This is a genomic window from Nocardia sp. NPDC004068 (genome assembly GCF_042874315.1).
Classification (GTDB): Bacteria; Actinomycetota; Actinomycetes; order Mycobacteriales; family Mycobacteriaceae; genus Nocardia.
The window spans coordinates 16,017-40,340 of record NZ_JBIAMW010000018.1 but is presented as its reverse complement, the minus strand read 5'-3'; the positions used below and the strand labels follow the sequence as shown (position 1 = coordinate 40,340).

General features: G+C 70.5%; 22 protein-coding genes. 11 read left to right on the top strand and 11 right to left on the bottom strand.

Features of this window, described 5'->3' with window-relative positions; translation table 11 throughout:
- Positions 1 to 87 precede the first annotated feature (87 nt).
- A complete protein-coding gene (locus ACFYTQ_RS32785) occupies positions 88 to 1,377 on the bottom strand; it encodes an adenylosuccinate synthase (RefSeq protein ID WP_387369303.1) in 1,290 nt (429 codons plus the stop codon).
- Between the two features lie 386 nt (positions 1,378 to 1,763).
- On the opposite strand from ACFYTQ_RS32785, the gene ACFYTQ_RS32780 reads away from it, so the two are divergent.
- Together ACFYTQ_RS32780 and ACFYTQ_RS32775 are read left to right on the top strand one after the other, a co-directional pair.
- Positions 1,764 to 2,387 (top strand): hypothetical protein, encoded by a 624-nt coding sequence (locus ACFYTQ_RS32780; protein WP_387369301.1) that lies wholly within the window; start codon positions 1,764 to 1,766, stop codon positions 2,385 to 2,387.
- A 124-nt stretch (positions 2,388 to 2,511) separates the two neighbouring features.
- The gene (locus ACFYTQ_RS32775; protein WP_387369299.1) at positions 2,512 to 3,249 is read left to right on the top strand and encodes a site-2 protease family protein; all 738 of its coding nucleotides are present in this window, start codon (positions 2,512 to 2,514) and stop codon (positions 3,247 to 3,249) included.
- 145 nt (positions 3,250 to 3,394) lie between these two features.
- On the opposite strand, the gene ACFYTQ_RS32770 is transcribed toward ACFYTQ_RS32775, so the two are convergent.
- Both ACFYTQ_RS32770 and ACFYTQ_RS32765 read right to left on the bottom strand, forming a co-directional pair.
- A complete protein-coding gene (locus tag ACFYTQ_RS32770; RefSeq protein ID WP_387369297.1) occupies positions 3,395 to 4,546 on the bottom strand; it encodes an aromatic acid exporter family protein in 1,152 nt (383 codons plus the stop codon).
- An 11-nt stretch (positions 4,547 to 4,557) separates the two neighbouring features.
- On the bottom strand, positions 4,558 to 5,013 hold the full coding sequence (locus ACFYTQ_RS32765) for a DUF3151 domain-containing protein (RefSeq protein WP_387369295.1): 456 nt from the start codon (positions 5,011 to 5,013) through the stop codon (positions 4,558 to 4,560).
- Positions 5,014 to 6,460: 1,447 nt separating this feature from the next.
- Between ACFYTQ_RS32765 and ACFYTQ_RS32760 the strand changes: the two genes are divergently transcribed.
- Both ACFYTQ_RS32760 and ACFYTQ_RS32755 read left to right on the top strand, forming a co-directional pair.
- On the top strand, positions 6,461 to 7,612 hold the full coding sequence (locus ACFYTQ_RS32760; RefSeq protein WP_387369293.1) for a hypothetical protein: 1,152 nt from the start codon (positions 6,461 to 6,463) through the stop codon (positions 7,610 to 7,612).
- Between the two features lie 96 nt (positions 7,613 to 7,708).
- Complete coding sequence (locus ACFYTQ_RS32755; RefSeq protein ID WP_387369291.1) at positions 7,709 to 8,749, top strand: fused (3R)-hydroxyacyl-ACP dehydratase subunits HadA/HadB; 1,041 nt, start codon at positions 7,709 to 7,711, stop codon at positions 8,747 to 8,749.
- Here ACFYTQ_RS32755 and ACFYTQ_RS32750 read toward each other — a convergent pair.
- Positions 8,746 to 10,212, bottom strand: coding sequence for a DUF4185 domain-containing protein (locus tag ACFYTQ_RS32750; protein WP_387369289.1), 1,467 nt, complete (start codon positions 10,210 to 10,212; stop codon positions 8,746 to 8,748). The genes ACFYTQ_RS32755 and ACFYTQ_RS32750 overlap by 4 nt on opposite strands.
- Before the next feature lie 185 nt (positions 10,213 to 10,397).
- Between ACFYTQ_RS32750 and ACFYTQ_RS32745 the strand changes: the two genes are divergently transcribed.
- Positions 10,398 to 10,730 (top strand): excalibur calcium-binding domain-containing protein, encoded by a 333-nt coding sequence (locus tag ACFYTQ_RS32745; RefSeq protein ID WP_387369287.1) that lies wholly within the window; start codon positions 10,398 to 10,400, stop codon positions 10,728 to 10,730.
- Here ACFYTQ_RS32745 and ACFYTQ_RS32740 read toward each other — a convergent pair.
- Positions 10,727 to 11,863 (bottom strand): BTAD domain-containing putative transcriptional regulator, encoded by a 1,137-nt coding sequence (locus ACFYTQ_RS32740; RefSeq protein ID WP_387369285.1) that lies wholly within the window; start codon positions 11,861 to 11,863, stop codon positions 10,727 to 10,729. The genes ACFYTQ_RS32745 and ACFYTQ_RS32740 overlap by 4 nt on opposite strands.
- An 87-nt stretch (positions 11,864 to 11,950) precedes the next feature.
- Positions 11,951 to 12,988, bottom strand: a complete 1,038-nt coding sequence (gene fbaA / locus ACFYTQ_RS32735) for a class II fructose-bisphosphate aldolase (protein ID WP_387369283.1) — start codon at positions 12,986 to 12,988, stop codon at positions 11,951 to 11,953.
- A 207-nt stretch (positions 12,989 to 13,195) separates the two neighbouring features.
- Here fbaA and ACFYTQ_RS32730 point away from each other — a divergent pair, with 207 nt between their 5' ends.
- Both ACFYTQ_RS32730 and ACFYTQ_RS32725 read left to right on the top strand, forming a co-directional pair.
- The gene (locus ACFYTQ_RS32730; protein ID WP_387369486.1) at positions 13,196 to 13,894 is read left to right on the top strand and encodes a DedA family protein; all 699 of its coding nucleotides are present in this window, start codon (positions 13,196 to 13,198) and stop codon (positions 13,892 to 13,894) included.
- A gap of 13 nt (positions 13,895 to 13,907) precedes the next feature.
- On the top strand, positions 13,908 to 14,645 hold the full coding sequence (locus tag ACFYTQ_RS32725) for a DedA family protein (protein ID WP_387369281.1): 738 nt from the start codon (positions 13,908 to 13,910) through the stop codon (positions 14,643 to 14,645).
- A gap of 15 nt (positions 14,646 to 14,660) precedes the next feature.
- Here ACFYTQ_RS32725 and ACFYTQ_RS32720 read toward each other — a convergent pair whose 3' ends face one another.
- On the bottom strand, positions 14,661 to 15,806 hold the full coding sequence (locus ACFYTQ_RS32720) for a glycoside hydrolase family 76 protein (RefSeq protein ID WP_387369279.1): 1,146 nt from the start codon (positions 15,804 to 15,806) through the stop codon (positions 14,661 to 14,663).
- 56 nt (positions 15,807 to 15,862) lie between these two features.
- A complete protein-coding gene (locus tag ACFYTQ_RS32715) occupies positions 15,863 to 16,819 on the bottom strand; it encodes a helix-turn-helix transcriptional regulator (protein ID WP_387369277.1) in 957 nt (318 codons plus the stop codon).
- A gap of 62 nt (positions 16,820 to 16,881) precedes the next feature.
- Here ACFYTQ_RS32715 and ACFYTQ_RS32710 point away from each other — a divergent pair, with 62 nt between their 5' ends.
- Entirely contained in the window at positions 16,882 to 19,173 is a 2,292-nt protein-coding gene (locus ACFYTQ_RS32710) for an ATP-binding cassette domain-containing protein (RefSeq protein WP_387369275.1), read from the top strand.
- Here ACFYTQ_RS32710 and ACFYTQ_RS32705 read toward each other — a convergent pair.
- Entirely contained in the window at positions 19,157 to 19,873 is a 717-nt protein-coding gene (locus ACFYTQ_RS32705; protein ID WP_387369273.1) for a TrmH family RNA methyltransferase, read from the bottom strand. The genes ACFYTQ_RS32710 and ACFYTQ_RS32705 overlap by 17 nt on opposite strands.
- Before the next feature lie 103 nt (positions 19,874 to 19,976).
- On the opposite strand from ACFYTQ_RS32705, the gene ACFYTQ_RS32700 reads away from it, so the two are divergent.
- Genes ACFYTQ_RS32700 through ACFYTQ_RS32690 form a run of 3 tightly spaced genes read left to right on the top strand, consistent with a single transcriptional unit; the run spans position 19,977 to position 22,495 of the window.
- Complete coding sequence (locus tag ACFYTQ_RS32700) at positions 19,977 to 21,344, top strand: sensor histidine kinase (protein WP_387369271.1); 1,368 nt, start codon at positions 19,977 to 19,979, stop codon at positions 21,342 to 21,344.
- The gene (locus ACFYTQ_RS32695; protein WP_387369269.1) at positions 21,341 to 21,994 is read left to right on the top strand and encodes a LuxR C-terminal-related transcriptional regulator; all 654 of its coding nucleotides are present in this window, start codon (positions 21,341 to 21,343) and stop codon (positions 21,992 to 21,994) included. Before ACFYTQ_RS32700 ends, ACFYTQ_RS32695 begins: the two co-directional genes overlap by 4 nt.
- Before the next feature lie 54 nt (positions 21,995 to 22,048).
- Positions 22,049 to 22,495, top strand: coding sequence for a hypothetical protein (locus tag ACFYTQ_RS32690; protein ID WP_387369267.1), 447 nt, complete (start codon positions 22,049 to 22,051; stop codon positions 22,493 to 22,495).
- Here the strand turns inward: ACFYTQ_RS32690 and ACFYTQ_RS32685 are convergent.
- A complete protein-coding gene (locus ACFYTQ_RS32685) occupies positions 22,479 to 23,183 on the bottom strand; it encodes a lysoplasmalogenase (protein ID WP_387369265.1) in 705 nt (234 codons plus the stop codon). The genes ACFYTQ_RS32690 and ACFYTQ_RS32685 overlap by 17 nt on opposite strands.
- A gap of 4 nt (positions 23,184 to 23,187) precedes the next feature.
- A complete protein-coding gene (locus ACFYTQ_RS32680) occupies positions 23,188 to 24,246 on the bottom strand; it encodes a beta-ketoacyl-ACP synthase 3 (protein ID WP_387369263.1) in 1,059 nt (352 codons plus the stop codon).
- Positions 24,247 to 24,324: the final 78 nt, after the last annotated feature.

Sequence of the window (24,324 nt, the reverse complement as noted above, 5' to 3'; positions counted from 1 at the left end):
ACCCAGCCGCACCCCTTATCGGGATCCGCACCCCCTGCAAAGGGTGCGACGGCGAATAAAGGGTGCGGCTGGGTTGGTGTAGCTGGGTCAGGTGAGGACGTCGTGGCGGACGATGGTTTCGTCGCGGCCGGGGCCTACGCCGATGCAGGAGATGCGGGCGCCGGAGAGTTCCTCGAGGCGGTGGACGTAGGCGCGGGCGTTGGGGGGGAGGTCTTCGAAGGTGCGGGCGTGGGAGATGTCCTCCCACCAACCGGGCATCTCCTCGTAGATGGGGCGGGCGTGGTGGAATTCGGTTTGGGTGGTGGGCATCTGCTCGACGCGGCGGCCGTCGATCTCGTAGGCGACGCAGATCGGGACGCGGTCGAGGCTGGAGAGCACGTCGAGTTTGGTGAGGAAGTAGTCGGTGATGCCGTTGACGCGAGTGGCGTAGCGGGCGATCACGGCGTCGAACCAGCCGGTGCGGCGGGCGCGGCCGGTGGTGACGCCGACCTCGCCGCCGGTCTTGGCGAGGTATTCGCCGGACTGGTCGAACAATTCGGTCGGGAACGGGCCCGAGCCGACGCGGGTGGTGTACGCCTTGAGGATGCCGAGCACGGTGCCGATCTTGTTGGGGCCGATGCCCGATCCGACGGCCGCGCCGCCCGAGGTCGGATTCGACGACGTCACATAGGGATACGTGCCGTGATCGACGTCGAGCAGGGTGCCCTGCGAACCCTCCAGCAGGAGGATCTCGCCGCGTTCGAGGGCCTGGTTGAGCAGCAGGCGGGTGTCGCTGATGCGATGCGCGAAACCCTCGGCCTTGGTGAGCACCTCGTCGACGACCTGCTGCGGGTCCAGCGCGCGGCGGTTGTAGATCTTGACCAGCACCTGGTTCTTGAATTCCAGTGCGGCCTCGACCTTCTGGGTGAGGATCTTCTCGTCCAGCAGATCGGCCACGCGCACGCCGACGCGGGCGACCTTGTCCTGATAGCAGGGTCCGATGCCGCGGCCGGTGGTGCCGATCTTCTTGTTGCCCAGGAAGCGTTCGGTGACCTTATCGATGGCCACGTGGTACGGCATGATCAGATGCGCGTCGGCGGACAGCAGCAGCCGCGAGGTGTCGACGTCGCGCTGCTCGAGCCCGGCCAATTCCTCCAGCAGGACACCGGGATCCACCACCACGCCGTTGCCGATGACATTGGTCACGCCCGGGGTGAGGATGCCCGAGGGGATCAGATGCAGCGCGAAGTTGTCGCCGTTGGGCAGGACCACGGTATGCCCGGCATTGTTGCCGCCCTGGTAGCGCACCACCCATTGGACTCGCCCGCCCAGCAGATCGGTAGCTTTGCCCTTACCCTCGTCGCCCCATTGGGCGCCGATCAGGACGATTGCCGGCATGTGGAGTCTCCTACGGTTCGACGCGCAACACCCAACGTGCTGCAGCTACCTGCCGTTTCCGAGGCGGTGGCCGGGAGCACAGTCTAATGGATAGCCCAACCAAGGTTGGGAGTGCGGCGCGCGGGCGGGCGAAGCGGGGTGATGGATAGCCCGACCAAGGTCGGGAGTGCGGAGCAGGGGCGGGCGAAGCGGGTCATGGATGGCCCAGCGGACGCGGTGCGGCGGGGAGCGCGGACGAGCGGAGCGGGGTTCGGGGATCGCGGGCTATGGTGGCAGCCGGAGGTGGATCGGTTCGGTTCGCCGGGCAGCGAGGACGATCAGGTGTCAGGTCCGAGGAGGGTGTACCGCAGTTGAGTACTCATGTTCTCCGCTGCAGCGGTGCACCCGTGCCGATCGCGCTCGCGTCGCTGCCCATGACGCAGACCGCCGCGATCCCGGACGCTACGGCAATCGATGAGTTGCTGCCGGTGCTGGCGGCGGACAGCCTGCCCAGGCTGATCGTGCTCGGGGAGGACGCGGGACTCGCGGCGGTGCTCACCCATCTCATGCGAACCGAGCGGCTGCATGTGGAGATCGGCTACGTGCCGGTGGATCGGACCTACGGTTCGCGGGCCTATCAGACCGGAACCGGCTCGGCCGCGGCGAAGCGCGCGCTGGACGGCACGCCGACCAAGACGCCGCTGATCCGCGACGACGCGGGCAAGGTGCTGGTCGGGCGCGCCACGCTCACCGGCCGCGACGGCGGCCGACTGGAGGGGGAGGCGTACGTGGACGACGTGCGACTGTTCACGGGAAGGGTTACGGCCCTGCATGTTTCGCCGACCCTCGACGAACCCGGCCTGCGCGCCTCGGCCCAGCGCGGAATTCGCAAGCGGCGCTGGATCTCCGGTCGCGCCGTGCAACTGGGCACCCCGGGCGCCCTGGTGACCCGCGACGGCGTCGCCACCGACCGGACCGTACCGCGCGCGAGTTTCTATCGCCACCACGAGCCCTGGATACTCGTGCGATGAGCCGTTCGTTCGGGGAGCGCCGCGTCTCCGGGGCGGTTGCGACGGGCGCGACGGGCCCGAAGGAGGCAGCTTGCGTAACCACGTAGGGCCCCGCGCCCGTCGCCATCAGATACTGCCCAGTCCTGTGTTTCTGTTGATCGTCGCCGCGACGGTGGCCGGTGGGGTGTTGGCGTGGCTCGCCGAACCCTGGTCGTCCACGCAGGCTCGGATCGGCGTGTTCGTCATGGTGGTGTTCGGCTGGATCGTGTCGGTGTGCCTGCACGAATTCGGGCACGCGTACACCGCGTTCCGGGCCGGGGACCGCGAGGTGGAACTGCGCGGGTATCTGACGCTGAATCCGTTGAGGTACAGCCACCCGCTGCTGTCGATCGGCCTGCCGATCCTGTTCATCGCGGTGGGCGGATTCGCGCTGCCCGGCGGCGCGGTGTACGTGCACTCGCATCTGTTCTCCCCCCGCACGCAGCGGATCATCAGCGGGTCCGGTCCCGCGGTCAACGCGGTGTGCGCGGTGGTGCTGCTGATCGTCGTGCGGCTGTTCGGGTCGGCCCACGAGCACGCGGCGTTCTGGTTCGGGCTCAGCTTCCTGGCGTTCCTCCAGGTCACCGCGACCGTGTTGAATCTGCTGCCGATTCCGGGCACCGACGGGTACGGGATTCTGGAACCGTCGTTGAGTTATCAGACCCGGCGATCGCTGGATCAGGTCAAGCCGTTCGGCGTGCTGCTGTTGTTCGCGGTGCTGTGGGGGTTGAAGCCCGCGGCGGACGCGTTCTTCGGAGTGGTGAACGCCCTGTTCGACCTGTCGGGTGTGCCGCCGGGCTGGCACGAACTCGGGCTGTATCTGGTGACGTTCTGGAACTTCTGAGAACCTGCCGTCGGCGGCCCCCTTGCTCCGCCGACGGCAGATCCGGCCGCACCACCCCTCGTCGGCGCGGCCATCACCCAAGTTACGAGCGCGCCGGTTCCGGGACACGAGTAGTGAACTACCCGAAGATTTTTCGCGCGCCTACTCAGTCCTGCGGAGTCACATAGGGATTCGCGACCGTGGGCGGTAGCAGGGCGATCGCTGACAGCCGCTTGACCCCGCACACCTGCATCAGATCCACCACGATCGAGCGCAGCTGGGCGAAGACGACGTGCGCCGAGAGTCCCGCGCCGTCGACCAGATCCTTGGTGGCGCCCTTGGCGACCCGGCGCAGCACCCGGGTCGCCTCGGCGGCGTCGGGCTGTTCGTCCGGATCGGCGAGCACGTAGCGGCGCACCACGTCGACGGCCTTGCCGAGTTCCTCGACCTCCTCGACCAGGCGCGGGTCGAGGATCTCGTCGTCGCGGACGAGGGTCAGGGCGCGGCGCAGCAGGACGCGGGTGTTGCGGACGGCGTTGTCGAGCGGGTCGGCGGCGGCGCGGATCGCCTCGAGGCGGCGGCGAGAGTTCCAGTACAGCGGAGAGATTCGGCTGACCTCGCGGCCGCCCTCGAGCGCGCTGCGCAGGCCCTCGATCTGGGATTGGGTGCCGCGCACGGATTCCAGTGCGAGGCGGATCTTTTCGGCGTCCTGTTCGTGCAGGCCGTCGGCGCAGTCGGTGAGCGCGCGACCCGTCACGCCGAGGATGTCCGCAGCCTGCTGCCGGGCGCGCCGGACCGGATGCAGCGGGATGACCGCCACGACCACGATGCCGACCAGTCCGCCCACCAGCGCGTCGACCATCCGATTCGTGCCGCCGCCGGAACTCGGCGGCATGAGCGTGGCCACCAGCACCGCGGAACTCGCGGCCTGCATGGGGATGACCGCGCCGCGATCGAGGAAGACCGCGATGCCCATCGCCACCGCCACCACGAGCGCGATCTGCCAGGGCCCGGTGCCCACCCGCGAGATGAACAGGTCGCCGATGCCGATGCCCACGGCCACCCCGGCGACCAGTTCCACCGAGCGCCGCAGCCGGGCCCCGAACGACACACCGATCGAGATGATGGCGGCCATCGGCGCGAAGAACGGCTGCGGATGGCCGATGAGGCGGTGCGCGACGAACCAGGAGATCGCGGCCCCGACCGCGCACTGCACGATCGGCAGGGCCGATTTGCCCAGCCGTTGCAGGCCGTTGCGCAGGCGCTGTTGCCCGCTGGCGCGAACCGCGTCGACGGTGATCGGGGTGTCGAGTACCAACGGTGGTGCGGTCAGTCGAGGCCGAGTTCGGCGGCGGCGCGGGGGTCGCAGTCCTCGAGCAGATCGAGGCAGCGGGCGTACTCGTCGTTCTCGCCGATGGCCTTGGCCGCGCGGGCCAGGGCGCCGACCGCGCGCAGGAAGCCGCGGTTGGGTTCGTGACTCCAGGGCACCGGGCCGAAACCCTTCCAGCCGTTGCGGCGCAACAGGTCGAGGCCGCGGTGGTAGCCGGTGCGGGCGAAGGCGTAGGCGGCGATGGTGTCCGCGGCGACGGTACCGTCGGGATCGGAACCGGCGGCCTCCGCCCGGGCGAGCGCGTCCTCGGCGAGCTGGGCCCAGGCGATGGATGCCGTCGGATGGGCGGCGGCCACCTGCACCGGGTCCTGGTTGTCGAGCAGCGCCTCCTCCGCGTCGGGAAGTTCGGGTAGCAGTACCGGCTGAGGTCCGAGCAGATCGCCGAAGGAGGTCATTGGCTCATTGTGCACCGCTGCCGGAAATGCTCGTTAGGCTGACCACCCGAGTGCACTGTTGACGTTGAGCGAGGGGTAGCGCGTGTCCGACCCGAACGACCAGAAGCCCGACCGGCAATCGCCTTCCGCCGGTGCGGAGCAGCGTCCCGCGACACCACCGGGCGACCGCCCGGACACGGACAAGACCGAGCGCATCACGCGCGCGGACGACACCGCCACACCCGAACCGCCCAAGCAAGGCACTCGCCCCTCCGTCGCGCCCTCCCCCGCCCCGCCGCGTCCGCGCGCCACACCCCCCGGCGTCCCCACGGGCCGCCCCGGCCCCACCCCGGCCAGCACTCGCCCGGCCCCCGCCACCGGCCGCCCGGGCCCCACGTCCACCCCACCCGGCCGCCCCAATCCGCCGGTCCCGGGCAACCCCACCCCTCCGGCCCGCCCGAATCAGCCCGGCGCACAAGGCGGCCCGCCGCCCGCCCCCGCAGGCCCCGCGAAGGCGGCACAGCCCACGCCCGCGGGACGCCCGAACGGTCCGCGAGTCCCCGGCCGCCCCGGCCCGGCGGGCACCGGAAAGCCGACCCCCGCGCCGACACCGGCGGAACGCTCGAATCAGGCTGGGCCGCAAGCCCCGAACCGCCCCGGCCCGACCGGAGGACCGGCCCCCACGCCAGCGGAACGCTCGAACCGGCCTGGACCCCAAGCGTCCCGCCCCGGTCCGACCGGACCAGGAAACGCCGCGCCCGCCCCGACAGCGGCAGGACGCTCGAACCAACCTGAGCCCCAAGCCCCCAACCGACCCGGCCCGACCGGAGCAGGGAACCCGGCCCCCGCGCCGACACCGGCAGGACGCTCGAATCAGCCTGAGCCCCAAGGACCCAACCACCCCGGCCCGACGGGACCAGGAAACTCCGCTCCCGCACCGGCCGGGCGCTCGAATAAACCTGAACCCCAAGCAACCGACCGCCCCGGCCCGTCCGGAGAAGGAAACTCCGCTCCCGCACCGGCCGAGCGCTCGAATCAGTCTGGCCCAGCGCAGGATTCGGCCCCCGCGCCGACACCGGCCGGGCGCTCGGAGGAGCCCCGTGCGGCGGAGCGGCCGAGTCAGCCCGCGGCACAAACGCCGAACGGCCCGAGTGGGGCAGGGAATTCCGCTCCCGCATCGGCGGACGGCCCTGGTACCCGAGGCGGCGATCAGCCGGGTGCGGCGGGCGAACGGCCGGATCAGGCTGGCGCGGAACGGTCCTCGCAGACGCCGAGCGACAAGAAGGCGACGGAGGGCGGGAAGCCGGGCACCGTGACGCCACCGGCTCGCTCCGATCAGGGTGCGGCGCAGCCATCCGGTGGAACCGACGCCGAACAGCCGAAATCGAGGGATGGCGGCGCACAGGCCGCGAGCGACCAGGGCTCGAAGCAACCCGGTGCGGCTGCCGCGAAAGGCCCTGCGGCGCCGATGAATCTGCCGCGGCGGGGGACGGCGCCCACGCCGGTGCCGATTCAGGGGACTCCGGCCGCCCAGCGGCAGGCGGAATCCGAATCCGATGAGACCGTGCGATTCGAGGCGGCCACGCCGGGCGGGGCCGGGGCCGATGCGGACCGGACTGAGAAGCTCGGGACGGAGAAAGCGCCTGCGCCGCAGGGTAAACCGGACACCGACGATTCCGGCGATCCGGGTGCCGACACCACCGTGCGCTTCGGCGCCGCGAAAGCGCCCGCGCCGCAAGGCGAGCCGGGCGAACCCGCGAAGGACGCTGCGACCGAGGCGATTCCGAAACCCGGGAAGCGGGACGACCGGCCGCAGCCGGGGGACGACGACTCCAAGACCGTCGCGCTGCCGATCGTGTCGAATCCGTCCGACGCGGCGACGACCATTCTGCCGGTGCAGCAGCCGGGGGCGCGGCGACCGGGCGGGCCGGGGCCGGTGGCCAAACCGCCCGTGACGCCGCGGCCGGGCGCGGGGCCGAAGAACGCTGGGCCGCAAGGACCTTCGGGGCCGTCGCAGGGCGCGGGGCCGGGGCGGCAGGGCGCGGCGCCCTCGCCCGCCGATCTGAAGCCGACGGTGCCGTCGCAGCAGCGGCCGGTGACGCCGCGGCCGATCGCGCAGCCGCAGCACATCCCCCCGGCCGCCCCGCCGCCGCAGCCGGAGCAGAGCGCCGCCAAGGGCGGACTCGACAAGCGCTGGCTGATCATCGGCGGCGTGGCGATCGTGGTGGTGATCGCGATCGTCGCCGCGGTGCTCGGATTGAGCGGCGGCACGGACAATTCGCCGCAGGCGCAGGTGCGCGCCGCGATCGGCACCTACACCGACGCGCTCGCCGACGGCAGCCTGGACAAGTTGCGCGACAGCACCTGTGGCACGCTGCACGACTTCTACCAGAACATCGCCCCCGACCAGTACGCCGGAGTGCACAAACTGGCCGTGGACCAGAAGAAGATTCCCAAGATCGCCAGCGTCGACGCCGTGCAGATCACCGACGAGAAGGCCACCGCGCAGGCCAGCGTGTACACCGACGCCGATCCGAACAAGGCGGTGGCGCGCACCTTCGATCTCCAGCACACCCCGCAGGGCTGGAAGGTGTGCGATCCGCCGAACGCCGCAGGATGATTGTGAGAAATACGGCGTGCCCCTGTCACGTCCGCGCGGCTATGCGCGATGGACATGATAAGGATTTACGCAGTACGACTCGAGGGAGCGAGGGATATGCCGGAACTGGCACCCGATCCGACGACCCCCGCGGCAGGCGCCGGGCGGCACTACCGAATTCGCGATCACTACGAGGTCGGCCGGGAGAAGGTCCGCGAATTCGCGCGGGCCGTACAGAACAGCCACCCGGCCCACCGCTACGAGGCCGACGCGGGCAAGCTCGGCTACGACGGGGTCGTCGCGCCCGCGACATTCACCTCGGTGCTCGGCGGAATCACCACCCAGGCCCTGCTCGACCACGTCCTCACCGACTATGACCTGTCACAGATGTTGCAGACCGATCAGGTCTTCGAGATCCACCGCCCGATCCAGGCCGGTGACCGGCTGCGCATCGACGCCGAGATCGACTCGATCCGGCGGGTGCGCGGCAACGACTTCATCGTCGTCAAGACGATCATCGTCGACGAGGCCGATGTGGTCGTCCAGATCGGTACGACCACGATCGTCGCCCGGCTGGGCGCGGACATCGATCCCGATCTCGTGCGGCTGGTCGAGGGTGTGGTCATGCATCGCCGCGACGTCGGCGGCGATCCGGACGTGCTGATCCCGCTCGACGGCGAGCAGGCGACGAAGGCGCCCGCGCTGGCCGAATCCCGCGGCGCGCGACCGGTGAACACGCTGCCCGGCTTCGACGATCTGTCCGTCGGCGACGAACTGCCGACCGCGACCCGGCGCGTCAGCCGCGGCGATCTGGTGAACTACGCGGGCGTCTCCGGCGACACCAACCCGATCCACTTCAGCGACCGCGCGGCCGAACTCGCGGGCCTGCCGTCGGTCGTGGCGCACGGCATGCTCACCATGGGCCTGGGCGCGGACTACCTGTCCGCCTGGCTGGGCGATCCGACCGCCATCGAGAGCTACAGCGTGCGCTTCTCGGGTTTCGTTCCGGTGCCGGCGCTTTCGCCCGCCGAGGTCGAATTCAGCGGCCGGATCAAGTCATTGGATCCCGAGCGCCGCACCGCGACCATCCTGCTGAGCGGAACCTGCCTGGGCAAGAAGCTGTTCGGCCGGGCGATGGCCCAGGTGCGGTTGAGCTAGTTCCCGTCCAGGCGGGCGTGCATCAGGTAGACGTTGTAGTCGCTCCAGGTGCTCAGCGTGAAGTACAGGTCGGTGCCCGTGGACCACGGGTGGATGAAGCCGCCGTACAGCTCCGGGAACTGCACCGCCGACACCAAGGGCGCGGACTCCGACCAGACGCCCTGTGGTGAATCCGCTTCGCGCACAACGATGGCCGCCTTCGCGGTGTCGAGATAGCTCATCTGCCAGCGGTCCCGCGCGGCGTCGTAGCGCACCGAGAGTTCGCCCGCGGGGGCGTCCACGATCGGTTCGGCCGAATCCGCCCCGCCGACCGGGGTCCAGGTGCCGCCCCGCCAGTACTGGTAGGCGGTGGTGTTGAGGACCTGGTCCTTGGGCACGCGGGCCAGGCCGACCGAACCCAGCCGGGTGCTCGGGGTGCCGAACAGGTAGACGTAGTCGCCCTGCGGGACCATCGCGCCGACCTGGAACTGGGAGACGCCGAAGATGTTGTCCCAGTGCGCGTACGGGTCCTTGGTCCAGGTCTGGCCGTGATCGTCGGAGTAGGCGATGCCGCCGTAGTTGGTGAAGAAGGTGCCGGGCACGCTGTTCCAGGTACGGATCGACATATAGCTCAGGTACTGCCGCTCCCCGATCGCGAAGCCGGAGGTCGGGATCGTGGTGATCTCGATGTTGTCCTTCTTGCGGCTGGTCAGTATCTCGGCGGCGTGGCAGCGGGCGTCGGTCACCATGCGGTCGAAGATCACGCCGCGGTCCAGATCGCGATTGCTGCTGAACGCCAACAGGTTACTGCGCCAGTCGCCGCCCATCCCGCCCGGCGGATGGAAGCCGAGGCCGACGGTGTCGCCGAAGGCCATGGCGATCTCGTCGGGCGCGCTCTCCCACATGATGCCGAGATCGGTGCCGTAGACCTGCCAGCGTTTGTCGGTGCGGTTCACCGAATTCGCACCGGTCACCTTGGCCACCTCGGTCACCTCCCGCACCCGGGGCGCGGGCCGGGCGGCCACCCGGGCGGCCGGTTCGGTCGGGGGATGGACCGCGGCCGGGCGCGGGGTGGGCGGTTCGGGCGGCGGACCCGCGGGCACGGCGAGGTAGAACGGCCCGGGGCTGATCTTGACCTCGGGCAGGCCCAGCTGCTGGAGCAGGCTCTGCGGCTCGGGCCGGTCGGTCAGATCCGGGCACGGGTTGACGCACGGGTCGGGCGGGAGATCCACCGGCACCCGCACGGGCGTGGTCGGCGGCGGCGGACCCGGATCGACGGTGACCACCGGATACGGGATCGGGATCTCGGTGTTCCGGCTCACCACCGGCGCGTGCACCGGCACCGGATCGGTCGCGCACGGTCCGATGCCCGGAACGCGCGGGCCCGCACCGTCTTCCGCGGCGGCGACCGACTGCTGCGCGCCCACCAGCGTTCCGGCACCCACGACGACCGCTCCCACGGCGGCCAGCAGCCGCATGGCCATGTTCCAACCCCTCGCCTCGGTCCACCCGGACGCGCTTCTCACCGAGGCAGAACCCTACCGGGGTGAACCCGACATTCGGGGGCAATCCACGCCGACGGATCATATCGGGGGCCGAACTTTCCTGGGAACATCCACAGGTTTCGCGCCTACAGTGGGAGGAAACCTCGCTGAACAGGATTGCCGCCGTGAAGATCTCGAGCCCCGGGCGTTCCGCCCTCCCGATCCTGGCCGCCGGTCTGCTCGCCGCCGGTGTCGTGTCGGCGCCGCTGGCCGCGGCCGGATCCGATTCCAGCGCCGCGCCCAGCGCGGGCGGCTCCGGCTGGTCCACCGGCCACGACGGGACGCTGCACCGCCCCGATCCCGCGCCCCGGGACGACGCGCCCGAGACCCGGTACTTCGTCGACTGCGCCCAGGTCATCGCCGAGGGCCGCGCCCCGCTGCTGGCCGGGCAGCCCGGCTACGACCGGCGGTTGGACTCCGACGGCGACGGCGTGGCCTGCACGGCCGCCGACCACTAGGCCGACGCGGCCCGGTCCGCCTCGAAGCGCAGCACGGTCGCGCCGATGCGCAGCACGTCGCCGTCGGAAAGCATGGTGCCGCTCTCGATCTGGTAGTCGTTGACGTAGATTCCGTTGGCGGAGTGCAGGTCCCGGATCAGCAGGCCCGCGCGGCCGGACTGGATGTGCGCGTGATAGCGGCTGACCTTCGGGTCGTCGAGCACCAGATCGTTGTCGGTCATGCGGCCGATCGTCAAGCCGCCCTTGGGAATCGGGACCGTCCGGCCGTCCGGCAGCCGCAGCAGTCCGCCGCGCGCCTTGCGCGGCACCTCGGTGACGGTCTCGGTCATGGCCTTGGCGAGGCGTTCGGCGGCGGTGATCTCGCCCAGATCGAGCGTCTCCTGGCGCAGCACCCGCTGCTCGAGCTGGATCAGCGCCGGACCCGGATCGATGCCGAGTTCGTCGGCGAGCACCGCGCGCACCCGGCGGCACGCCTCCAGCGCGTCGGCCTGGCGGCCGGAGAGGTACAGCGCCGTGATGAGCTGCGCCCACAGCGGTTCGCGCAGGGGGTGGGCGTTGGTCATGGCCAGCAGTTCGCCGATCACCGAAGCCGGTCGGCCGCAAGCGATCTCGGCGTCGATGCGGGCGGAGGCGGCGAGCAGCCATTCCTCGTCCATGGCGGTGGCGAAGCTGTCGGCGAACTGCAATCCGGCCAGATCGCCGAGGGCCTTGCCGCTCCACTGTTCGAGCGCGGTGCCGTACAGCCGGGCGGCGCGTTCGTGCGCACCGGCCGCGGCGGCCTCCGCGCCCGCGCGCCGGGCCGCCTCGAACCGGCCCAGATCGCACGCCTCGTCGGGAATGTCGAGGCGGTAGCCGGACGCCTCGGTGCGCAGCACCTCCGCCGGATCCACGCCCGAATTGCGCAGCGCCTTGCGGATATTGGAGACGAACACCTGCAGGCTGGCCGAATACGCGTCGGGCGGTTGCTCGTTCCACACCAGATCGGCCAGCGCCTGCGAGGCCACCGCGCGGCGGCGGTTCACGGTGAGCGAGGCCAGCAGGGCCCGCGGTTTGGGTCCGCCGACCGCCACCGGCACGCCGTCGACGAGCAAACGCACCGGGCCGAGCACCCGGATGTCCACGACGCCAGTCATATGTCCACGAAATCAGTCGTTGCGCGCGGCGGCAAGGCGAGGGCGACGCGGCCGGCGCCGAGACCGGCCGCTGCCCGGTTCACGAAACTACTTCGCGCTGACGGATTTGCCCGCCGACCTCAGGTCGTTGCACGCCTCGACCACGCGCGCGGCCATATTGGTCTCGGCCTTCTTCAGGTAGCTGCGCGGGTCGTAGACCTTCTTGTTGCCGACCTCGCCGTCGATCTTCAGCACGCCGTCGTAATTGCTGAACATGTGCGCGGCGATCGGGCGGGTGAACGCGTACTGGGTGTCGGTGTCGACGTTCATCTTCACCACGCCGTAGCGCAGCGAATCCTCGATCTCCGACTTCAGCGAACCCGAACCGCCGTGGAAGACGAAATCGAACGGCTTGGCGCCGTCGCCGAGGCCGAGCTTGGCCGCGGCCACCCGCTGTCCCTCGGCGAGCACCTCCGGGCGCAGCTTCACATTGCCCGGCTTGTACACGCCGTGCACGTTGCCGAAGGTGGCGGCGAGCAGGTACTTGCCGTTCTCGCCCGCGCCCAGCGCGTCGAGGGTCTTCTCGAAGTCCTCGGGCGAGGTGTAGAGCTTGTCGTTGATGGCGTTCTCGACGCCGTCCTCCTCGCCGCCGACCACGCCGATCTCGACCTCGAGGATGATGTTCGCCGCGGCGGTCTGCTTCAGCAGTTCCTTCGCGATCTCGAGGTTCTCGTCGATCGGGATCGCCGAGCCGTCCCACATATGGGACTGGAACAGCGGCTGCTGCCCGGCCTTGACACGTTCCTGCGAGATGGCCAGCAGCGGACGCACGAAACCGTCCAGCTTGTCCTTGGGGCAGTGGTCGGTGTGCAGCGCGATGGTGACGTCGTACTTCGCGGCCACCACGTGCGCGAACTCCGCGAGCGCGACCGCGCCGGTCACCATGTCCTTGACGCCCTGGCCCGAGCCGAATTCCGCTCCGCCCGTGGAGAATTGGATGATCCCGTCGCTGCCCGCCTCGGCGAAGCCGCGGATCGCCGCATTGATCGTCTCCGACGACGTGCAGTTGATCGCCGGGAAGGCGAAGGAGTTCTCTTTGGCCCGACCGAGCATCTCGGCGTAGACCTCCGGAGTCGCGATGGGCACAGCAGTGACCTCCGTATCGGCGATGAACGTTCTGTCAGGTCATACCCTAATTTCCGGGGGGCACCGGGGGAAACCCCGCCCCGGCGAAGGGCGTGCCGGGGACAGGGGGTGGGTGGCGGGGAACCGAACCGAAACCTGTGAGCTTGCCCTGAGGTTCTGTGCGATAGCGGGGTCACCGGTACTGTGGTGCCCGTGACCTTGCTGGCCATATCTGATGCTGTCGCGAGTAGCTCCGGAATCAAAGCGCTGCTCGATCCCATGCACCTGTTGACGGAGACATGGCTGAAAAACGCCGTGCTCCCGGCCATTCTGGTCATCGTCTTCATCGAGACGGGTCTGCTGTTCCCGATCCTGCCGGGCGATTCGCTGCTGTTCACCGGCGGCATGCTGGCCGCGTACACCCATCCGCCGGTATCGATCTGGGTGCTGGTGCCCGCGGTGGCGGTCACCGCGGTGGCGGGTGACCAGTGCGCGTACTGGATCGGGCGGGCCATCGGTCCGGCGCTGTTCCATCGGGAGGACGGGCGTTTCTTCAAACAGCGCTACGTCACCGAGACGCACGCCTTCTTCGAGAAGTACGGGCCCAAGACGATCATCCTGGGCCGGTTCGTGCCGGTCGTGCGCACCTTCATGCCGGTGCTCGCGGGTGTGTCGCGGATGGACTACCGCAAGTTCGTCACCTTCGACATCATCGGCGGCGTGCTGTGGGGCGGCGGGGTGACCGTGCTCGGCTACTTCCTCGGCAACGTGGGCTTCATCCGCGATCACGTCGAGGCGATCTTCCTGCTCATCGTGTTCGTCTCGATCCTGCCGGGCATCATCTCGGTGGTGCGGAAGCTGCGCAACCACGAGCCGGTCCTCGACGCCGAGGCCGAACCGGTCGCGACGAACGAACCCACGCGCTGACGGATTGCCCACCATGCCGCTACCCCTCGCACTGGGCGAACTGGATTCGCTGCAGTCCGCCGGGCCGGTGCTCGTCTGGACCGTCGTCCTCGTCTTCGTGTTCCTCGAGTGCGCCCTGATCATCGGCCTGTTCCTGCCCGGCGATTCGATGTTGCTGACCGCCGGAATCGTGCTGGCCTCGCACGCGACCGGCCACACCCAGGTCTGGGCGCTGGCCGTCGCGACCATGGTCGCGGCGATCGCCGGTAACCAGGTCGGTTACGTGATCGGGCATCGCACCGGTCATCGCCTGGTGGCCCGGAAGAACGGGCGCTACATCAACACCCGCAACCTGGAGAAGGTCAGCGATCTGCTGCACCGGCACGGATTCCTCGCCGTACTGGTCGCGCGCTGGATCCCGTGGGTGCGCACGCTGTGCCCGCTGGTGGCCGGGGCCGCGCGGATGGACCATCGCCGGTACACCGTGGCCAGTTCCATCGGCGCGGTGATCTGGGCGCCGGTGCTGCTGCTGATCGGCTTCTACGCGGGCGGGTTCCTGCGGCGGGTGTCGTGGCTGCTGCCCACGGTCATCGGCACGCTGGTGGTGGCGCTGGTCGCCGGGACGATCATCGGGATTCGGCAGTACCGGGTCGAGATGTCGCGTCCCGCGGAGGATTTCGAGGTCGACGACGTGACCCAGCCGCTGCCGGTCGCCGTCCGGCACGCGCACGAATTCCGGGTGCGCAACCGCTGGATCCAGACCCCGGACTGACGGCGGGCCTGGGCGTCAGAGCCCGGCGGCCGTCACCAGATGCGCGGCCTCCATCAACATCCAGCCCGACAGCTGCACCGACAGATCGCGCTCGGGAACGCGGGACGAGGTGACCGAGCCGCCCACGGTGAAAAGGCCCGCGCCCGCGCTGCCGGTGGGCAGCCGGGCGGGTTCGGCCCAGTTGTGGCCGAACAGCGGTTCGCCCTCGACGTCGAGACGATGCTCCCAGGCCGCGCGGGCGGAGCATTTGACGATCATGGCCGCGGCGCGGCGGGCCGCGGCCTGTTCGGGTTCGTCGCCGGGCAGCATCACCGCGACGAGCGCGAGGTAGCGGATCAGGATGCCGTTGAACAGGCCGCCGTCCCCGCCCCCGCCGCCGGAGACGATGCCGCGCACGGTCATTCGGTCCTCCACCGCGCGCAGCAGCCGGCGGACCCGCTCGACGTGCTGGACATCGCCGGTGTGCACGGCCAATTCGGTCTCGAGCCCGAGCACCACGCCCTGGCAGTAGCTGTACACCGCCCGTTCGAGTTCGCCGCCGGGCAGGTGGACGCCGTCGAGGATCAGGGCGGTCTCCGGATCGCGCAGCGTCTTGTCCAGCCAGTCGGCCAGTTCGGCGGCGCGGTCGTAGTGGCCGAGCCGGGCCAGCACGATCGCGGCCGGGCCGTTGGCGGGGGCGTTGAAGAAGTCCGACGCCTTGCGCCACGGCAGCGCCCCGAATCGCTCATCCCAGCCGGAGACCAGTTCCTTCTCCAGTGCCAGCAGCCCGCCGCGCAGTTCGGTGAGGCCCTGGGTGCGTTCGGCGCGCTCCAAAGCCAGTGCGAGCCAAGCCATATCGTCGTAGTAGTTGTTGGTCCAGCCGTCGAGATTGCGGAGCCGATGGGTGCGCGCGAGCGTGGCGATGCGGTCGCGGCGCTGCGGGGTGGGGGCGCGGTTCGCGGCGTCGATCGCGCAGTCGATCAGATGCGCCTGCCACCAGTAATGCCAGCTCGCGAAGACCCGTTCGGGGCGGGTCGGGGGCCAGCCCACCACGCCGAGTTCGGTGCCGGGCAGCCCCCACAGCCGGCGCAGGTGCCGGGACACGATCGCGGATTCGGCCTTGTCGGCTCGCTCTGCCCACATCTCGGCCGTGGGTTCGGCATGATCGCTCCGCGAAATCATGGCTCAATGGTGCCAGGCCATTTCTCGACTCGCCGCCGATTTGTTATCCGTATGTGTCACACCCGCGATTTTCCCGCTCGATTCAGGCGTGACCCCAGTTCACGGCACCGTTTCCGAAACTCCTCGGGGTGCTCTATCACGAAGTCGGCGTCGAGAAAGGTGAGATTGAGGACGAGCCATTCGAAGGAATCGACCCACGTGGTAATCGAACAGCGATCGGGGCCGAGCGGCGTCACGACGCACTCCTGAAATTTCAGCGCGTCGAGCACGGCGGCCGCGGGCGCGTCGACGGTGACGACCGCCCGATGCCGGGGCGCGGTCTGCTCGGCGTGCAGATAGGCCGCCGCCGATTCCGCGGGCAGCGGTCGCGGCGGGAAAGTCGTTCCGCCGCTGGACAATTCGGCGATGCGGTCGATGCGGAACGAGCGCCAATCCGCGCGATCGCGATCCCAGGCCAGCAGATACCACCGCAGATGCCGATACACCTGCCGATACGGCTCGACCCGGCGACGGCCGGTCGCGCCGGAACGCGCGGTGTAGGTGAAGCTCACGTGCTCGTGCCGCGCCGCCGCCGACGCCAGCCGGGCCAGCAGGTCCGGATCGATGGGCGGGGCGGTGGTCGCGGCCGCCTCGAGGGTGGTGCGCAGCGCGGTCGCCTCGGCGCGCAGGCGTTTCGGCAACAGCTGGTCGATCTTGCCGTAGGCGCGTTCGGCCGCGCCGCCGAGGCCCGCGTCCTGCGCGGCGGCCAGCATTCCGAGTCCGACGACCGTGGCGACCGCCTCGTCGTCGTCGAAGACCATGGGCGGCAACGTGGTTCCGGCGGCGAGCCGGTAGTACCCGCCGGGGCCCGGCTGGGTGGTCACCGGATAGCCGTAGGCGCGCAGCCGCTCGACATCGCGGCGCACGGTGCGCGGGCTGGTGCCCAGGCGGTCGGCCAGCTCGGCGCCGGTGAAGCGGCGGCCGGTCTGGAGCGAGGCCAGCAGTTCGAGCATGCGACGGGTGACATCGGGCACGTCTGCCATTGTCGTCGAATCGCGGTCAAAATCCGGCCACATCTGCTCGTAGCGTCGAGATCATGACTGCGATCGACGAGACGACCTCCCGGAACGCCGCGGTGCGGGCCGCCGCGAGCGGGGCGACGATCCGAATCCGGGGCGCACGCACCAACAATCTGCGCGGGGTGGACATCGACATCCCGCGCGGACGGCTGGTGGTCTTCGCCGGGGTGTCCGGGTCGGGGAAGTCCTCCCTGGTGTTCGACACCATCGCGGCGGAGGCGGGGTATCAGGTCAACGAGACGTTCCCCCCGTTCGTGCGCAACCGCCTGCCGCGCTGGGAGCGGCCGGAGGTGGAGCTGATCGAGGGGTTGTCGCCGGTGGTCGTGATCGATCAGCGACGGCTGGGCGGCAACGCGCGCTCGACGGTGGGCACGATCACCGACGCGTACACCTATCTGCGCCTGCTGTTCTCGCGGATCGGCGAACCGTACGTCGGCGAATCGAACCACTTCTCGTTCAACGATCCGGCCGGAATGTGCCCGACGTGCAGTGGGCTCGGCGAGACGCTCACCACCGACGACGACAGCCTGGTCGATCTCGATCGGACGCTGCCCGACGGCGCGATCCGGCTGCCGGGCTTCGCGCCGGGCAAGTACTGGCTGGAACGCTACCTCGGCCACGACCGGTTCGACACCCGGAAACCGTTGCGCGAGTGGCCCGCCCACGAACGCGAGGCCCTGTTGCGCGGGGGCGCGGCGGCCCGGCGGCTGGGCCTGCCCGCGGACTACGAGAGCGTGGTCGAGCTGTTCGAACGGGTCTACCTGCACACCTCCGACACCCTCTCGGACCGCAAACAGGCCGTGCTGGAACGGTTCACCCGTTCGGGGACGTGCCCGGACTGTCACGGCGAACGCCTCGAACCGGCGGCGCGGTCGGCGCGGGTGCTCGACCGCACGATCGGCGAGATGAGCCGACTCGAGGTGAGCGAACTCGCGGAAGTCGTCGCGGGCGTGCGGGATTCACGCGTCGAGCCCGTCGTCTCCGCGCTGCACGACAAGTTGACCGCCCTGACCGCGATCGGGCTCGGCTACCTGTCGCTGGCGCGGCCGACGACCACGCTGTCGGGCGGCGAATCGCAGCGCATCAAGACCGTGCGGCATCTGGGCAGCAGTCTGATCGAGATGCTCTACATCTTCGACGAGCCGACGGTGGGGCTGCATCCGCACGATGTCGCCGCCACCGTCGAACTGCTGAAGTCGTTGCGCGACAAGGGCAATACGGTGCTGGTCGTGGAGCACGACCCGGACGTGCTGCGGGCGGCGGATCACATCGTGGAGGTCGGCCCGGCGGCCGGGGCGGCGGGTGGCCGGATCGTCTACGAGGGCGCGTTCGACGGCCTGACCACCGCCGACACGCCGACCGGGCGAGCGCTGCGCTCCCGCCGCGCCGAACGCTCGCCGCGGCGGCCGACCGGACGGCTGCGGGTATCCGATGCCACCCGCAACAATCTGCGCGGGGTGAGCGTGGACGTCCCGACCGGGGTGCTGACCGTACTGACCGGCGTGGCGGGATCGGGGAAGTCGAGCCTGGCGGCCGAACTGGTGGCGCAGCATCCGGCCACCATCGTGGATCAGCGGCCGGTGTCGACCAATCGACGGTCCACGCCGCTCACCTACTCCGGCGTGGCCCCGGCCATCCGGAAGCTGTTCGCGCGCACCAACTCCGTGAGCGAGCGGCTGTTCAGCGCCAACTCCGCGGGCGCGTGCCCGGTGTGCAAGGGCGTCGGGGTGATCTACACCGATCTGGCGTTCATGGACGGTCAGGAGACGATCTGCGAGGCGTGCGGCGGGCGGCGCTTCACCCCCGAGGTGCTCGGCTACACCGTCGACGGCCTGAGCATCGCCGACGTCGACGACCTGACCGTCGCCGAGGCGGTGTCGCGGCTGCCCGATCCGGCCGTCGCGCGGGCGCTGCGCCGGCTCGACGAGGTGGGCCTGGGATATCTGCGGCTGGGGCAGTCGCTGACCAGCCTGTCCGGCGGCGAATGTCAGCGGTTGAAGATCGCGAAGGAGCTGGCCCGCTCCGACGGTCATCGGCTCTACGTCCTGGACGAACCCACCACCGGCCTGCACCTGTCCGATATCGACACGCTGCTCGGCGTGCTGGACGCGCTTGTGGCACAGGGCAATACGCTCGTGGTCATCGAACACAACCTGGACGTCATCCGCGCCGCCGACCGGGTGATCGACCTCGGCCCCGGGCCGGGGCGGCGCGGCGGGCGGATCATGTTCGAGGGCACCCCGGCCCAGCTCGCGCGGCGGGACTCGCCGACCGGCCGGGCGCTGCGAGCGGCTACCAGGACGTCGTGAGATCCGCGTGCTGCCGGATCCAGGCGTGCATCGCGATCCCCGCGGCCACCCCGGCGTTGATGCTGCGGGTGGAACCGAACTGGGCGATCGAAACGGTCATCACCGCCGCCTGTTTCGCGTCGTCGGTGACGCCCGGCCCCTCCTGGCCGAACAGCAGCAGGCAGTTGCGGGGCAGGCGGGCGCTCTCCAGCGGGACCGAGCCGGGCACGTTGTCGACCGCGACCACCATGAGTTCCTCGCGCTCGGCGAACGCCGACAGCTCGGCCATGTCGGCGTGATGCTCGATGCGCTGATAGCGGTCGGTGACCATGGCGCCCCGGCGATTCCAGCGACGCCGCCCGACGATGTGCACCGCGGCCGCCGCGAACGCGTTCGCGGTCCGCACGACCGTGCCGATATTGGCGTCGTGCCCGAAGTTCTCGATGGCCACGTGGAACGGGTGCCGACGACGATCGATGTCCGCGACGATCGCCTCTCGCCGCCAGTAGCGGTAGGCGTCGACGACATTGCGGCGGTCGCCGTGCGCGAGCAGATCGGGATCCAGCCGGGGATCGTCCGGCGGCGGGGTGCCGAACTCGTCGCGCCACGGGCCCACGCCGTGCGGATGTTCACCCCATTCGGTCGGCCCGGCTTCCCGGTCCTCCGGCTCGGGCACGCCGGGTCGCGACGGCAGGGGCTGGGCATAACTCACGGGCGTCATCGTAGCGGCGGGCTAGGCTCGGGCCCGGGGTGTGGCTGGCCCCACCACCGATCCGGTGGGCGGCTCCCTCGTGCGCGGGCCGTCCCGCGACCAGCATGGAACCATGACCGAGACCTACGCCGAACCCACCGCCGCGCTCGCCGCCGCCGAACCCGCGCCCGTCCGGCGCGCGGTCCGGGCCTTCCTGCGCGCGCCCATCGAGGTGCGGACCTGGAAGGAACTGGCGTACCTGCTCGTGGCCGCGGTGCTCGGCGGGGTCGCCATGCTCTTTCTGCTGGTGGGGTATCCGCTGGCCGCCGTGGCCTCGATCTTCCTGCTGGGCACGCCGCTGGCCGTGCTGCTCCTGAGCGGGCGGGTGTGGGGCCGGGTGTATCGCGCCGTCGGGGCGACGCTGCTGGACACGCCGATGCCCGCCCCGCCGCCGTTCGCCCCGAAACCTGGTCTGCTGGGCTGGTTCCGCGCGGTCGTCACCGATCTGACCTCGTGGCGGGCGTTGGCGTTCCTGGTCGCGGAGGTCGCGCTCGGTTTCTTCGGCGGCTACTTCGTGCTGGTGGCCATCGCCATGACGGTGTTCACCGCGATCTCGCCGATCCCGTGGGCGCTGTTCCGCCCGATCAACGTCGACGATCAAGGGCGCGAACACCATTCGCTGGCGCAGTTCGGCGACTACTACATCGACACCTGGCCGCGCGTGCTCGGCCTGGCCGCCGTCGGGGTGATCGGCTGCTTCCTGCTGCCGTGGCTGATCCGGGGCGTGTGCGCGCTGCACCGGCTGCTCGCGCTGGCGCTGCTGACCCCGACCGGCCGCGACCGCCGCCTGACCGAACTCCAGGAGAGTCGCCGCGCCGCCGTCGACGACTCCGCGGCCACCCTGCGGCGGCTCGAGCGGGATCTGCACGACGGCACCCAGGCGCGACTGGTCACCATCGCCATGACGCTGGGCCGGGCCGAGGAGCGGCTCGCCGCGGGCGGCGACGCCACCGATCTGATCGTCGACGCCCGCACCAGCTCCAAGGAGGCGCTCACCGAACTGCGCGAACTCGTGCGCGGAATCCATCCGCCCGCACTGGAACTCGGCCTGGAACCCGCGCTGGAGACCCTCGCCGCGCGCTGCGCGGTGCCGGTCGAACTGCGGGTGCACCTGCCGGTCCGGCCCACGCCCGCGATCGAGGCGATCGCCTACTTGTCGGTGGCCGAACTGCTCACCAATGTCGTCAAACACGCCGGGGCCGATCGGGCCTGGGTCACGGTGCTGCCCGCGGGCGCCGACGAGCTGGCGGTCACCGTGCGCGACAACGGCCGCGGCGGCGTCCTCCAGCCCACCGCGCCGACCGGGGAAACCGTTGTGGCGGGCGGACTCTCGGGCCTCGCCGCGCGCGCCCGCGCGGTCGACGGCGCGCTGACCGTGGACAGTCCGGTGGGCGGCCCGACCGTGGTCACCCTCGTGCTGCCGCTGGCCGGACCGCGATGACGGCCCCGCTGCGGATCGTGATCGCCGAGGACAGCGCGATCCTGCGGGACGGGCTCGCGAGCCTGCTCGTCGAGCGCGGGCACGAGGTGGTGGCGATGGTCGGCGACGCCACCCGGCTGAGCGAGGTCGTCGCCGCGCACGGGCCGGACGTGGCCGTGGTCGACGTGCGGATGCCGCCCTCGTTCACCGACGAGGGCCTGCTCGCGGCCATCGAGCTGCGGCGCAAGTTCCCCGGCACCGGGGTGCTGGTGTTCTCGCAGTGGGTCGAGACCCGGTACGCCACCGAACTGCTCGCGGGCGGGGCGAGCGGCGTCGGCTATCTGCTCAAGGACCGGGTCGCCGATGTCCGCGACTTCGTCGACGCGTTGCACCGGGTCGCCACCGGCGGCACGGCCCTCGATCCGGAGGTGGTGAGTCAATTGATGGGCGCCGCACGGCAGCAGGATTCGCTGACCCGGCTGACCCCGCGCGAACGCGAGGTGCTCGAACTCATGGCGCAGGGCCTGTCCAACGCTGCGATCGCGCGGGCGCTGACCGTCACCGAGCGGGCGGTCGAGAAGCACATCGGCAATATCTTCCTGAAGCTGCAGCTGCCGCCCTCGGATATGCATCACCGCAGGGTGCTGGCGGTGCTGCGGCTCAAGTCCTGAACACCGTCCGTCCGGCGGCCTATCCTGGAATACCGGGCTCGAGGGGCGGCGGACATGGACCACGCGCGCATACTTCGCACCGTGCTCGGCGTGACCGCCGGGTACCTGATCCTCCTCGGCCTCTGGCTGGGCTGGATCGTGCGGCACACGCCGCCGGGCACGCTGCCGTTCCAGCTGATCGCGCTGGTCGGCATGTTCGGCTCCTGCGCCGGGCTGGGAATGCTGCTGGCGCAACGACCTTCGCGCGCCGACCGCCGCCTGCTGCGGCACGGGCTGGAGGGCTGGGCGACCATCGAGGCCGTGCATCCGCTGGCGCCCACCGATCATCACACCGAACTGGCCGAACTCGACCTGAGCCTGACCGTGCCCGGATCCGAACCCTACCGCGGCACCATCGTCTTCGACGTGGCCCCGATCGACCGGCCCAGAATCGTTGTGGGCGAGACGATCTCGATCCGCGTCGACCCGGCCGACCGCGACCGCATCATGCTCTGCCTGTAGTCCCGGCGTGCGCGCGCGGATCGGTGAGCAGGTACTGGGCCGCGGCGTAGGTCGCCAGCACGGCGCCCTCGCTCACCCGGCGCGCCCGCTCGCCGCGGGCGAACAGGCGGCGCAGCACGATCGTCCCGTCCGAGACGGTGAACAGCAGTGCGCCCAGACCGAGCCGACTGCGGGGATCGCGACCCGGAACAGCCGTTCCCGCAACGACTTTCGCCCCGGGAGCCAGCGCCGGATCCGAGGCCAGCACCGCCGCCGCGCCCAGCGTGAGGCCGTAGGCCGACAGCGGCACAACCAGATTCGGGGCCTTCGCCCGCAACAGCGCCGCCGCGCCCAGCCACGCCGCCAGCCGCGGCCCGAGCACCGCACCGCGCGGGCGCGCCCCGCGCCGCCACCACAGCGCCGCGTACCCGGTCTGCGCGACCGCGAAAGACGATGCGCCCGCGATCAATCGGCGATCGTCGTCGGGATCGATGAGCAGGACGTCGCCGATCGTGGCGGCGGCCAGCGAACCGAGCAGCAGCCCGCGGTCGGCCGGGGCGAGCCCGCGGCCGCCGTGCAGCGCGTCGGCGGCCAGCAGCGGCATCAGCAGCGGCTTGGCCGCCCACTGCCACCGGTCCCGGCCGGCGACCGCACCGGCGACGGTGACCGCCGCGGCGGCGACGTAGGCGGCGCGGAAGGGACGCGGCATCGGCTCAGAAGCTCGGCTCGATCGGCTTGGGCGGCAACGTGACCACCTGCCCCGCGTAGCTGAGGCCCGCGCCGAAACCGAGCAGCAGCGCCAGCTGACCGCCCTTGGCCTTGCCCGACACCAGCATCTCCTCGATGGCCAGCGGGATCGAGGCGGCGGAGGTGTTGCCGGTGTTCTCGATGTCGTTGGCCATGGGGATGTCGTCGGCGAGGCCGAGGTTCTTCTTCATCAGCTCGTTGATGCGGGAGTTCGCCTGATGCGGGACGAACACCTCGATGTCTTCCTTGGCGACGCCCGACACCGCGAGCGCGGTCGACAGCGCGCGCGGGAGAGTGACCGCCGCCCAACGGAATACGCGCTGCCCCTCCATCCGCAGCGACATCCGCCCGACGGGTTCGACCGCCGGATCGGTGCCCTGCAACGCCTGCGCCTTGTTCATGAACTCGAGGAAGTCGACATCCTGAGCGATGGCCTCGGCGTTCTCGCCGTCGCTGCCCCACACCGTCGGGGAGATGCCGTTCTCCTCGCTCGGGCCGACCACGACCGCGCCCGCGCCGTCGCCGAAGATCATGGCGGTGCCGCGGTCGGTCGGGTCGAGGCCGACCGTCATCGTCTCCGCGCCGATCACCAGCACGTACTCCGCCGAACCCGCGCGGATCAGATCGGCCGCCACCCCGAGGCCGTAGCCGAAACCGCCGCAGCCGGAGGTCAGATCGAAGGCGGGGATGCCGTTCATGCCCAGGTCGTAGGCGACCGAGGGGGCACCGTGCGGGGTCAGCTTGAGCCAGCTCGAGGTGGCCAGGATCAGCGTGCCGATCCGGGACCGGTCGATGCCGCTGTTGGCGATCGCGCGCTCGCCCGCGGCCGCCGCGATCGAGCGCAGCGTCTCGTCACCGCTGATCCAGCGGCGGTTGCGCACGCCGGTGCGTTCGAAGATCCACTCCGGCGTGGAGTCCAGCACCTCGCACACCTCGGCGTTGCTGACGATGCGCTTGGGACGGTAGGCGCCGATGCCGAGCATCGCTACATTCTCGCGACCCCTGTTGACTGCAATGCTCACCACGGTGCCTCACACGACCCTTCACCACTGACCGGACCAACGAATCCAGGCTAGCCCAGGCGAGCAGGCAGGCCCAGATTC

Coding starts and splice junctions, on each gene's coding strand:
- ACFYTQ_RS32785 (WP_387369303.1), bottom strand. CDS start 1,377: ATGCCGGCAATCGTCCTGATCGGCGCCCAATGGGGCGACGAGGGTAAG.
- ACFYTQ_RS32765 (WP_387369295.1), bottom strand. CDS start 5,013: ATGACCTCCTTCGGCGATCTGCTCGGACCTCAGCCGGTACTGCTACCC.
- ACFYTQ_RS32760 (WP_387369293.1), top strand. CDS start 6,461: ATGAATCTGCCGCGGCGGGGGACGGCGCCCACGCCGGTGCCGATTCAG.
- ACFYTQ_RS32755 (WP_387369291.1), top strand. CDS start 7,709: ATGCCGGAACTGGCACCCGATCCGACGACCCCCGCGGCAGGCGCCGGG.
- ACFYTQ_RS32750 (WP_387369289.1), bottom strand. CDS start 10,212: ATGGCCATGCGGCTGCTGGCCGCCGTGGGAGCGGTCGTCGTGGGTGCC.
- ACFYTQ_RS32740 (WP_387369285.1), bottom strand. CDS start 11,863: ATGACTGGCGTCGTGGACATCCGGGTGCTCGGCCCGGTGCGTTTGCTC.
- ACFYTQ_RS32725 (WP_387369281.1), top strand. CDS start 13,908: ATGCCGCTACCCCTCGCACTGGGCGAACTGGATTCGCTGCAGTCCGCC.
- ACFYTQ_RS32720 (WP_387369279.1), bottom strand. CDS start 15,806: ATGATTTCGCGGAGCGATCATGCCGAACCCACGGCCGAGATGTGGGCA.
- ACFYTQ_RS32710 (WP_387369275.1), top strand. CDS start 16,882: ATGACTGCGATCGACGAGACGACCTCCCGGAACGCCGCGGTGCGGGCC.
- ACFYTQ_RS32705 (WP_387369273.1), bottom strand. CDS start 19,873: ATGACGCCCGTGAGTTATGCCCAGCCCCTGCCGTCGCGACCCGGCGTG.
- ACFYTQ_RS32700 (WP_387369271.1), top strand. CDS start 19,977: ATGACCGAGACCTACGCCGAACCCACCGCCGCGCTCGCCGCCGCCGAA.
- ACFYTQ_RS32695 (WP_387369269.1), top strand. CDS start 21,341: ATGACGGCCCCGCTGCGGATCGTGATCGCCGAGGACAGCGCGATCCTG.
- ACFYTQ_RS32690 (WP_387369267.1), top strand. CDS start 22,049: ATGGACCACGCGCGCATACTTCGCACCGTGCTCGGCGTGACCGCCGGG.
- ACFYTQ_RS32685 (WP_387369265.1), bottom strand. CDS start 23,183: ATGCCGCGTCCCTTCCGCGCCGCCTACGTCGCCGCCGCGGCGGTCACC.